At 59.1% G+C, this 11,389-nt stretch carries 9 protein-coding genes; 8 read left to right on the top strand and 1 reads right to left on the bottom strand.

Annotation, left to right across the window (positions count from 1 at the left end):
- Positions 1–573 precede the first annotated feature (573 nt).
- From K8W16_RS08160 to K8W16_RS08135, 6 genes are all read left to right on the top strand, one after another.
- The gene (locus K8W16_RS08160; RefSeq protein WP_304122654.1) at positions 574–1,620 is read left to right on the top strand and encodes a methionine ABC transporter ATP-binding protein; all 1,047 of its coding nucleotides are present in this window, start codon (positions 574–576) and stop codon (positions 1,618–1,620) included.
- Complete coding sequence (locus K8W16_RS08155; RefSeq protein ID WP_304122653.1) at positions 1,601–2,281, top strand: methionine ABC transporter permease; 681 nt, start codon at positions 1,601–1,603, stop codon at positions 2,279–2,281. Before K8W16_RS08160 ends, K8W16_RS08155 begins: the two co-directional genes overlap by 20 nt.
- A 21-nt stretch (positions 2,282–2,302) precedes the next feature.
- Positions 2,303–3,103: a MetQ/NlpA family ABC transporter substrate-binding protein gene (locus K8W16_RS08150; RefSeq protein ID WP_304122652.1), complete on the top strand. Its 801-nt coding sequence runs from the start codon at positions 2,303–2,305 to the stop codon at positions 3,101–3,103.
- A gap of 9 nt (positions 3,104–3,112) precedes the next feature.
- A complete protein-coding gene (locus K8W16_RS08145) occupies positions 3,113–4,474 on the top strand; it encodes an FAD-binding oxidoreductase (RefSeq protein WP_304122651.1) in 1,362 nt (453 codons plus the stop codon).
- 8 nt (positions 4,475–4,482) lie between these two features.
- Positions 4,483–5,655, top strand: coding sequence for a pyridoxal phosphate-dependent aminotransferase (locus K8W16_RS08140; RefSeq protein ID WP_304122650.1), 1,173 nt, complete (start codon positions 4,483–4,485; stop codon positions 5,653–5,655).
- A 773-nt stretch (positions 5,656–6,428) separates the two neighbouring features.
- A complete protein-coding gene (locus tag K8W16_RS08135; RefSeq protein WP_304122649.1) occupies positions 6,429–7,433 on the top strand; it encodes a hypothetical protein in 1,005 nt (334 codons plus the stop codon).
- A 208-nt stretch (positions 7,434–7,641) separates the two neighbouring features.
- Here the strand turns inward: K8W16_RS08135 and K8W16_RS08130 are convergent, their stop codons facing one another.
- Entirely contained in the window at positions 7,642–8,082 is a 441-nt protein-coding gene (locus tag K8W16_RS08130) for an Hsp20/alpha crystallin family protein (protein ID WP_304122648.1), read from the bottom strand.
- Positions 8,083–8,711: 629 nt separating this feature from the next.
- Between K8W16_RS08130 and K8W16_RS08125 the strand changes: the two genes are divergently transcribed.
- Entirely contained in the window at positions 8,712–10,787 is a 2,076-nt protein-coding gene (locus tag K8W16_RS08125; RefSeq protein WP_304122647.1) for a vWA domain-containing protein, read from the top strand.
- Positions 10,784–11,389 (top strand): ABC transporter ATP-binding protein (locus tag K8W16_RS08120; protein ID WP_304122646.1); only part of this gene is annotated, 606 nt, incomplete at its 3' end. The genes K8W16_RS08125 and K8W16_RS08120, both read left to right, overlap by 4 nt.

The raw sequence follows: 11,389 nt of genomic DNA, 5'->3' as shown, positions 1-11,389 counted from the left end.
TAAATGAGGTTCCAATAAGGCCCATGCAGCATCTGAAATGTCATGGCGGCGTTGAGGATTCGTCATAAGCACATCCTTGTAGAATTGATGCGCTTCTTATAACTCAAATCTCGTGTAAACACTATCTAGGCGAATCCGCGAAAAGAATAAAGGACGGGCAGGGAAAGATGTTCCGTGACGCACCCCGGGCGAGGAGCGCAAAAGTTTTTTTCTTTTTCCGGCCCCGCTTCTTTCTGCCCCAAAGACATTCCAGCTGCCGGGCATGATCCGGCTCTGCCCGAAAACCGTTCCAGCCCGCGCCTTCCGGGATTTTCCGGTTGACAAAGCGGAGCGGGTGGGGCAATCATACGTCAAATCAAGGAAGAGAAAAGATTATGGCGTTTTTCTTTGAACAGCTTGTTCGCCATAACTTCCGTTTTGGACGAATGTTTTGCTCCCAGGCGCGTGTATGCGCAGGGAGTCTTTGTTCGTCCATGAGATAAAGCCTGCTTTCCTCCTGCGCCTGGGAGTCTTCGTGCGTTCTCCGGAAGTGATTCCGGTCTTTTTCCTCTTTTTTTGTAAGGAACGCATCTCATGATCCGTCTGGAAGGCGTCAGTAAAGTATTTCCGGGAGCGAACGGCCCCATAGAGGCCGTAAAAAACGTCAATCTGACCATTGAAACCGGCGAGATTTTCGGCATCATCGGTTTTTCCGGGGCCGGGAAGTCTACGCTGCTACGCTGCATCAATCTTTTGGAGCGCCCCACCTCGGGCAGAGTCCTGCTTGACGACGCCGATATCACTCTTCTGAGCGAGTCGGAAGTGCGCGCCGTGCGCCGACGCATCGGCATGATCTTCCAGCAGTTCAACCTGTTCGCTTCGCGCACGGTGTTCGGCAATGTGGCTTTTCCTCTGGCAGGGCGCGGCCTTTCCCGGGAGCAGCTGAAAAAACGTGTGAGCGAGCTTCTGGAAATCGTGGGCCTTTCCGGCAGGGAGGAGGCCTATCCCTCTCAGCTCTCCGGCGGGCAGAAGCAGCGTGTGGCCATTGCCCGCGCACTGGCCAGCAATCCTGAAATTCTGCTCTGCGACGAGGCCACCAGCGCCCTTGACCCCCAGACCACCCGCTCCATACTTCAGCTTCTGCGGGAGCTGAACCGCAAGCTGGGACTGACCATAGTCCTCATCACGCACGAGATGCAGGTCATCAAGGAAATCTGCGACCATGTGGCCGTCATGGAAGACGGCGTCGTGGTGGAGCAGGGCGAGGTCTTCTCCATTTTTGCGAGCCCGCAGCAGCCCGTGACGCGAAACTTCATGGAAATGACGTCGCACATGGCCGGTTTCCGGCGGCTTATGGAGGAGAAGGCCTCCATCCTGGAGCTCAAGCCCGGGCAGTGCATCCTCAGCCTGCGCTATCTTGAGCGCAATGCCTGCAGCGCCCTGGTTTCCTACCTTTCCCGCACCTACAATGTGGATCTGAACATTATCTTCGGCAATATCGAGATGATAGGAGAGCACCCCCTGGGCGGCCTGGTCGTTATAGCCGAAGGCGAAGCTTCTTCCATAGAAAGCTGTATCCAATACCTTAAAAATATCCATGTCGGTGTGGAGGTGCTCCTTGATGCACGACCTGCTCGTTGAATTCTTTCCGTATACCATGAAGTCGCTGCCCATGCTCTGGCGCAGCACCGTCGAGACACTTCAGATGACGTTCTGGTCGGGGGGGATCTCCTTTGTGCTGGGGCTTCTGCTCGGCGTGCTGCTCATCGTCACGCGCAAGGGCGGCCTCATGGAGAACAGGCTGATCTATGAAGTGCTCGACAAGGTGATCAATCTGTTCCGCTCCATCCCGTTCATCATCCTGCTTTTCTGCCTTCTGCCCCTGACCCGCCTGATTTCCGGCACGGCTATCGGCGTGGAAGGCTCTATCGTGCCGCTGGTGTTCGGTACCGTGCCCTTTTTCGCCCGGCAGATGGAGTCGGCGCTCAGCGAGGTCAATGACGGCCTTGTGGAGGCGGCTCAGGCCATGGGATGCAGCCGGCTCGATATCATCTGCCGGGTATATCTCAAGGAGAGCGTGCCTTCCATCGCCCGCGGCGTGACCATCACGCTCATCAGCCTCATTGGCCTGACCGCCATGGCCGGAGCCGTGGGGGCCGGGGGACTCGGCAACTTCGCCTATGTCTACGGCCAGCAGCGCAGCCGTATGGATATCATCTATTCTACGGTGATCATCCTTGTCCTCATCGTGACCGTCATCCAGATAGTGGGGGCTCTCGTGGCCCGCGTCAGCAAACACTGAACCCTTTTTCCCGAGGTAATCATGAACATCTCCGCGCTCGTCAAATCCTCCGTCCTGTCCCTCGCCCTGCTCCTGGCCGCAATCCCCGCCTCTGCGGAACAGGTGGTGAAGATCGGCCTTACCGGGGCCATTTACGAAGATATCTGGGCGCCTGTGGCCGAAGTGCTGGCCAAGGAGGGCGTGAAGCTGGAATATGTGCAGTTTTCCAATTTTTCCCTGCCCAATCAGGCCCTGGCCAACGGGGAAGTGGATCTCAACGCCTTCCAGCATCATGCTTTTCTGCGCAACGAGATAAAGAACAACGGCTATGAGATCACCTCCATAGGCGATACGTTCATCATCGCCATGAATCTGTATTCCCAGAAGATCAAGTCGGTGGAAGAGCTGAAGGACGGCGACAAGGTGGCCGTGCCCAACGACGTCACCAACGAAGGCCGCGCCCTGAAGCTTCTGGAGGCCGCCGGCGTGCTCAAGCTGAAGGAAGGCGTGGGCGCTTCCCCCGAGCTTTCCGACATAGTCTCCACCCGCGTGAAGCTGGAATTCGTGGAAATCGACGCCAACCTGGTAGTTTCCATACTGCCCGACGTGGCGCTTGCCGCCATCAACGGCAACTATGCGCTGGACAGCGGCATGAAGGCCGACGAAGCGCTGTTCAAGGAACCCAAGTACGAAGACGACAGCTATACCTGCCTCATCGCCAGCCGCAGCGCAGATGCCGATAACCCGGTGTACAAGCGTATTGTGGAAGCGTATCAGTCGCAGGCCGTTATCGACGTGTTCAATACCACCTTCGCCGGATTCTTCGTCCCGGCCTGGAACTAGGGGCCTGCCATGCGCGAGCTTTACGATATCATTCCCGACAGGGAGCGCGTGATTCTGGAGAATATCCCGGAAAGCGCCCTTTCCGATACTCTGGGGCGCCGCAGGGGGAAGGCCGAAGCCCTGGTCTATCCCCTTTCCACGGAAGAGGTGAGCGCCGTCATGCGTTTTGCCTGGGAGAGGCGCATCCCCGTGACGCCCCGCGGGGCGGGCACCAACCTTGTGGGCTCCACAGTGCCGGGAGGAGGCATCATCCTCGACTTGTCCCGCATGAACCGCATCCTTGAGGTGGACCCCGAGACCTTTACCGTGACGGTGGAGCCCGGGGTGCTGCTTGAGGACCTTCAGGCCCGGGTGGAGGCCATGGGCCTTTTCTATCCCCCGGATCCGGGCGAGAAGACGGCCACGCTCGGCGGCAACATTTCCACCAACGCGGGCGGCATGAGGGCCGTGAAGTACGGCGTCACCCGCGACTATGTGCGGGGCCTCACCGTGGTGCTGGCCAACGGCGACGTGATGGAGCTCGGCAGCAAGAACGTCAAGGACGCCAGCGGCCTGAACCTGAAAGAACTCATCATAGGCTCGGAAGGTACGCTGGCCGTGATTACGCGCTGCCTGCTTCGCCTGGTGGGCAAGCCGGAGGCTTCCCTTACGGCGGTGGTTCCCTTTGTCAGCCTGCATGAAGGCATACGCAGCGTGCCCGTGATTCTCAAGGCGGGGCTCGGCCCCACGGCCGTGGAATTTGTGGAGCGCAGCGTGGTGGAGCTTGGCGAACGCTTCACGGGCATCCATTATCCCTGCCCCGAGGCTGACGCCTATATTCTGCTTACCTTTGACGGCCGCGCTGAAGATATCGAGGGCCGCGTGGAGCATGCGCGCGAGCTGGTTTTCCAGCAGGGCGCCCTGGATTTCGTACCTTTGCGCGACAAGGAGCAGGCTGCGGATATCTGGCGCGTGCGCGGCTGTCTGGTGAAGGCGGTGGAGGCCATTTCTGAACAGGAGCCCGTGGATATCGTGGTTCCCATCGACAAGATTGCGGAATTTGTGGCCTATGTGCACAAGGTCGAGAAGGAGACCGGCGTGCAGATGGTGGCCTTCGGCCATGCCGGGGACGGCAACGTGCATCTCTGCGTGGTGCGCGGCAATCGTTCCCAGGAGGAATGGGAAAAGGACCTCGGGCATAGCATGTCGCTGGTGTACGGAGAGGCCTTCCGCCTGGGCGGGCTCACTTCCGGGGAACACGGCATAGGCGTGAGCAAGCGCCCCTATTACCTGTCCCATACGCCGGAAGTCACGCTTTCCGTGCAGCGGAGCATCAAGGACGCTCTGGACGAGCGCCATATCCTGAACGATCATAAATCCTACCTGCGCTGAGGTGCGCCATGCAGAAACTTTCCCACAGGACGGCCAGCTTCACGGATTCCGTGATCCGGCGTATGACGCGCGTATCCATGGAGTTCGGGGCTATCAATCTTTCCCAGGGCTTTCCTGATTTCGACCCGCCCAAACCCCTGCTTGACCGCCTGGTCGAGGTGGCCGGAGAGGGCCCCCATCAGTATTCGGTGACATGGGGGGCGCAGAATTTCCGTGAGGCGCTCGCGGCTAAGCAGTCCCGCTTCATGGGCATCCCCATCGATCCCGACTCTGAAATCGTGGTGACCTGCGGCAGCACTGAGGCCATGATGGTCGCCATGATGACGGTGACCAATCCCGGGGACAAGGTCGTGGTGTTTTCCCCGTTCTATGAGAACTACGGGGCCGACGCCATACTCTCCGGTGCGGAACCCATCTATGTGCCTCTGGAGCCTCCCACCTTCCGCTTCGATCCCGAGAAGCTTGAGGACGCCTTCCGGCAGCGCCCCAAGGCCCTTATTCTGTGCAACCCCTCCAATCCCTGCGGCAAGGTATTCACACGCGAGGAGCTGGAGATCATTGCCGGCCTTGCGCGCAAGTATGACGTCTATGTGATCACGGACGAGGTCTATGAGCATATCGTCTATGCCCCGCACCGCCATACCTACATGGCGTCCCTGCCCGGCATGGCGGAGCGCACCCTGTCGTGCAGCTCGCTTTCCAAGACCTACTCCATCACGGGGTGGCGGCTGGGTTATGTCATAGCTTCCGCCGAGGTGGTGGAAAGTGCAAGGAAGGTGCATGACTTCCTCACCGTGGGCGCGGCCTCCCCGCTTCAGGAAGCCGCGGTGGTGGGGCTCCGCTTCGGCGACGATTATTACCGGGAGCTTGCCGACGTCTATACGGAGAAGAAGTCGCTTTTCATGCAGGGGCTGGACGACCTGAAGATCGCGCATACCGATCCCGAAGGCGCGTATTACGTCCTTCTGGACATATCGGAATTCGGCTTTGCAAGCGACGTGACGTTCTGCGAGAAACTTGCCGAACATGTGGGCATAGGCGCGGTTCCCGGCTCCAGCTTTTTCAAGGAGCCCGAGAACCGGTATATCCGCCTGCATTTCGCCAAGAAAAAGGATACGCTTGAAGCCGCGCTGGAGCGCCTGGCCGATATGCGGAAGAAAATGTCGGGCCTGCGGGGCTGAACACACTGACGAATATAAAGGAGGCGGATTACGCCTCCTTTTTTGCAGGGCCTTCAGGTCGGGGAAAGGATGCCTCACGGCCGGAAGGCGGGCCTGTATGGTTGAAAACGCCTTTTCGGGAATACAGGAAGCACCCGCAGCTCTTGAAGAGGCGTTTTTCGTCGTCTTTTCCCGGAGATTCGTCAGGCCGTGGGGCATGCGTAAACAGCGGAAAAGCGAGGCACGGAACCGTTCTTCGGCCCTGCAATTCCGGGAAGGCGGTCTGGGGGCGGAGTTTTTCCTGCGCGGGTAGAGCCGTGAAGCGGAAGAACTCATGGAACCTGCCCGGGAGAACACGCTGTTTTTTCATACCTGTTTTTCGCCGCCGGGCCGCAGTACGGATACTCTGAAATGGGATCGTTATGCCCCGAGTCTCTGCATCCGCCCGGGGCTGTGTTGCGTGCTTCGGCAAGGAAGTGAGGAAAGGAGCCTGAGGCATATTTTCTCCCCGTCCGGCGGGCAGGATTCATGGCCCATGGAAAGCTTTTTTCCGGGATGCCTTCATCGTCCTCATGGGGCTTTTTCTCTCAGCCGTGAAAGCGCAGGGTTCGGCCGTGTGCCGGGCGCTGCATCGCTTTATCCTCCGGTACGGGGAATTTCCCGGGGGGAAGAAGGGCAGATGCCGTTGCCTTGGGCGGGTTCCGCAGAATATGCTGGAAACTGTTCGTACAGGTATTATCGGGGACGCTTTTCAGCGGAACAACGGTGTTCCGGGGAGGGAAAGGGAGCGTGAGATGTTGAGAAGAACTCTTCTGTTCATGGCGGCACTCGTGCTTTGTTTCGGCGCATTGTACCTTTTGCCCGTGCGTATGGGCAACGGAGCCAACGCCCATATTCCTGTTATCGGCGCGGCCGAGAGAATTTCGGAAGAATACTGCGAAAAAACGCTGGTCAGGGCCACGGCAGCCTATGCTTCGGCCAAAGTGGTGGACAAGGCCGTTTCCAGCCTGCAACGTGTGGAACTTTCCATTGCTCCCTTCGGGGTGGGTATGAGCGTGGCTCCCGGGGAAATGCTGGCGGCTGTGAACGACGCCATTGAAAGGGTGAGCGCGGCGCTTTTTTTCGTCATGGGCCTGATGCTGGTGGAAAAGCTGCTCCTGGGCATGGTTTCCTGGGTCTGCTTCAAGGTTCTTCTGCCCATGGCCCTGATATTTGCGGCCTGCTACTGCCTTTTCGGGCGTCGTGCTTCCTGGAGCCGGGCGGCGGCGCTCTTTCTTTCCCGCACGGCCCTGGTGTGCTGGCTGTTCTTTCCTTTGTCGGCAGGCGTCAGCTCCTATGTGGAAACGGCGTATCTCGGCCCTGTGTATGAAGCGCAGATGGCCGGGGTGGAGAATTCCTCCTTGCAGATGGAGCACCTTGAGGGCGAGATGAACCGGAGCCTGGCGCAGGCCTCCGTGGAGGAAAAAGACGAGGGATGGTTCTCCTCTGTGTGGGACAAGGCGGAAGGCGTACTGGAGAAGGTCACCCGGTTCATAAGCCGTTTCAGCGTGGATAAGATACGGGAAAAGGCCGCTCAGATACTGCATTATGCCGATGATGCCACGGACAGGCTTTTCCACACCTTCTGTATTTTTGTGCTGACCACGCTCATCATTCCCCTTGCTTTGTTTCTGCTGCTCGGCGGCCTGTTGCGCCAGCTCTCGAGGCAGTTTACGGAAGAGGCTCCGCAGGCGAGGCCCCTGCTTACCGTTTTTACCGACAAAGCGGGGCAGTTGCGTCTGGAACATGAGAAAGAGTAGAAGCGGAGCCGATTTCCGCTTGCAGGAAGAGTAGGTCTTGCCTCTTTCGCCGTTCCGAGCATGGCAAAAAAATCCGTTTCGGCCCTGGGCGGAAGGACGCGCGTGGAATATGGCGTACAAAAAAAGCGCAGGCAGATGTTCTGCCTGCGCTTTGTCTTGCGGGGCAGCCCGCCTTCACGAGGAAAGGCGGACTGCCGGGGAGAAGGGGTTATGCAATGGCGATGGTCTTCTTTTCCGGAACCTTCTTTTCAGGAGCCTTGGGGAAGGAGAGCTTCAGGATGCCGTCTTCAAAGGTGGCGGTAACGTCCTTGGGTTCCAGCGCCTCGCCTACATAGAAGCTGCGGCTGCATTCGCCGCTGTAGCGTTCGCGGCGCAGGTACTGGCCGTTCTTGCCTTCCTCGTCCTTGTTCAGGGCCTTGGCGGCGCTGATGGTCAGATAACCGCCGTCCAGCTCAATCTTCACTTCGTCCTTCTTGAAGCCGGGCAGGTCAATGTCCAGCTCATAGGTGTTTTCCAGTTCGCGCACATCCGTCTTCATCAGGTTCTTCGCGTTCTTTCCGAAGAGCGGGTCGCGCTTCACAAAGGCGGGCATAAAGGGTTCACCGAAGAAGTCATCAAAAAGTCTTTCACCAAAAATACTGGGCAACATATTAAAACCTCCATTTGTGTGTTGAATCAATGCATCATAAATAAAGTGGGAATGATCTCGCTCTCTCTTTTCTCTGCAAAGATTCTTCTTTGCATGGAGAGGATACATTAATTCATCCTTTCATGGGTGTTCGCCCTTTGGAGGCGCTCTCCCTGAAAGGATACTTTTACAATAAGAACGATTTTTTTCCTGTCAACGCCAGAGAAGGATTTTTTTCTTTTATTATCATTTCGGCGTGAGGACCCGTAATACCGCATGCCGCTCAGGCGGCCGTCCGGGGGAAAGGAAAGGGCCTTCCCTTCTGCCTGGCGGGTGCTTTCCCTTGGGCGGGGCGGACGCGCTGGGCGGCCGGAAAAGCTTGGAAAGAGCGGCGGCAGGCCGTTTTTTTTCATCCGAGAGTGCGGCACGGCCTGATTTTTTTTCTTCCCGGGCACAAATGTATCCTGAGGATGATTTTCAATCCCGGGTGTTTTATTTATGATGGCCCCAAAATGTCGGCTTTTTCCCCGGAGGGAAAGGGCCGCACGGAAATATGGCCGGCCGCGCCCCGGCGAGGTGGGAGCGCGGGACAGGGGCCTGGGGCGCGGAGGCGTCGGCCCTTCACATAAAACACCTTCCGGGAGCATGTTATGAGAAAAAGTGTCGTCCTCAGTCTTTTTGCCGCTACCCTGCTGTGGGGAGCGCACGCCATGGCCGGGGTAGAAGGCCCCGCTCCCGGGCAGCGTTTCCCGCTTACCCTCAGTGAGAAGAGCGAGCTTTCCCTGCGCGTGCTTACAAGACCCATGGCCAGCCTGTACAGGACGCCTTCGGAAAATGATATTCTGCAGAGCAATCTGCCTACGTTCCAGTCGTATTTCGTGTACGACAGGCCGGGCGGGGAAGCTCGTGAGACAGGACAGGGCTGGTATGAGGTCGGCACGGATGAAGAAGGAACCGTGGTCGGCTGGATGAAGACGGAGGACGTGTTTGAGTGGCGGCAGACCATGTGTCTCGCCTACACACATCCCCAGGGGCGCCGCCCCGTGCTCATGTTTGAGGAAAAGGAAACGCTGCAGGAGATTGCGGCCATGGATCAGGAAGCCAGGGCCGCCGCCGTGGAAAAGCTGTATGCGGCCATAGACCAGGCCGCGGCGGGGCAGCAGGCTCTGCCCGGGGATTTCCCTGTCCTTTCGGTGGAACCCAAAATGGCCGTGGATATCAGCAGGCAGTTTTATCTCCTGCCCATTCTGGAATTTGAGACCGGCACGCTGAACGGGCGCGAGTCCCGCCTGCTCCGCCTCGCGGCGGTGAGCGGCGGCGGGGAAAAGGCGCGCGAAAGTTCCGATTTGCGCACTAATAACGAGTATCTCCAGCAGGCTTCCGCGACTACGGAGCAGCGATCCGACACCTTGAAAGATATCAAGATAGACCTTGTGTGGGTGGTGGACACCACACGCAGCATGCAGCCCTATATCGACCGCGCCCGCGAGGTGCTGAACGCCGTCTCCACCAGCATTTCCTCGGAACAGGATCTCAATGAAAAGCTGGCCTTCGGCCTCTGGGGCTACCGCGATTCCACAAGCATTGCGGGAATTGAATATAATACGAAGAACTTCACGCCTTCCCTCATGAAGGTGGACGATTTCACGAAGGCCATTGCCGAAATGAAGGAAACGTCCATTGACTCCGTGGACGTGAATGAAGACCTTTTCGCCGGCGTTTCCGACGCGCTGGAAAAGACCGCATGGCGTGAGGGGGCGGTGCGCATCGTCGTCATCGTGGCCGATGCTCCGGCCCATGAGGCGGGGCATAAATGGAACAGTTCCGGCAAGGAGGAAAACACCCTGCGGACTCTGGCTTCCGAGCGCGGGGTAAGTATACTCGCCCTGCACCTCAACCCGCCCAAGACCAAGCGTTACAACCGCGTGGCGGAACGCCAGCTGCGCGCCCTTTCGTTGAATCCCGGCACGGACAAGTCGTTTTACTGGGGCATCAATGCGCGCGACGTGGATTCCTTCGGCAAGGCGGCGGAGGCCATTACCCAGACGCTGACGGCCTACCTCGACGGCGTGCTCGCCCGGAGCGCCGCCGCCCCCGCCGTGGCGGAAGCAGCCTCTCCCGAAGCTGCCGCAGGAGGCATCCAGACCCTGAACGACGATGCCCCCACCAGCGAGGATCTGAAGAATCTTATCAAAGCCGCTTCCGTGACCTGGGTGGGCAGCCACAGCGGAGCGCAGGCCCCGCGCGACGTAGAAGCCTGGGTGGCGGATAAGGATCTCATGGATCCGGTGCGCCAGTCGCTGGACGTGCGGCTGCTCATCAACAAGCGCCAGCTCGATTCCCTGGCCACTCTGCTCAGTTCCGTATTGGAGGCCGGGCGGAACAATCAGGTGAGCGGCGACGATTTCTTCACTTCCCTTCAGGCGGCTTCCGCCGTGGCCTCGCGCGATCCTTCCATGCTGGCGAATGCCCGCAACCTTGCCGAGTCGGGCATGATTCCCGATTTCCTTTCCGGCCTGCCCTATCACAGCCAGCTCATGGACATGAGCAATGACTTGTGGGCCAGTTGGGGCCCGGATGAGCAGGACAGCTTCCTCAGCCAGATAGAAGCGCGCGTGGCGGCCTACGCAGCCCTGCACGACAACCCCGAGGTGTGGGTGGCGCTGAACGCCGGCGACGATCCTTCCGATTATGTGGCGCCCCTGCCTCTGGAGCTTCTGCCATGACGATGCGCGCCCGCCTGCGCGATATCCTCATCATACGCGAAAAGGGAGGCATGCGTTTTGAGCTGCGCGTGCCTTCCCTGGACGTGTACGGCGGGGAATGTCTGGCCGTACTCGGCAGCAGCGGCTGCGGCAAGTCCACGTTGCTGGACGTGCTGGCCCTGGCGCTGAAGCCTTGCAGGGCAGGGCGCTTTCTTCTTTATGACGAGGGCGGGGAGAGCGATGTGCCCGCCCTGTCCGGAGCGGGGCTTGCGCGCCTGCGCGGGCGGCACATGGGCTATGTGCTGCAATCGGGCGGGCTGCTTTCCTTTCTCACCGTACGCGACAACATTCTTCTGCCCGGGAAGCTTCAGGGCATGGGCGTGGAGTTTCTGGAAAAGCGCCTGGACAGGCTTGCGTCCAGGCTGGGCATTGCCGAGCATCTGGGCAAGAAGCCGCAGCACCTTTCCGGCGGGCAGCGCCAGAGGGTGGCCATTGCCCGCGCCCTGATCCACGGGCCTGCCATGGTGCTGGCCGATGAGCCTACCGCCGCGGTGGATCATAAGAACGCCGGGGAAATCTGCGCCGTGTTTAAAGAAATGGTCTGTGAAAGCGGCGCGGCGCTC

Origin of the sequence: Mailhella massiliensis (assembly GCF_020741395.1) — a bacterium.
GTDB classification, from domain to species: domain Bacteria; phylum Desulfobacterota; class Desulfovibrionia; order Desulfovibrionales; family Desulfovibrionaceae; genus Mailhella; species Mailhella massiliensis_A.
This window is presented reverse-complemented; position numbering and strand designations above follow the sequence as displayed.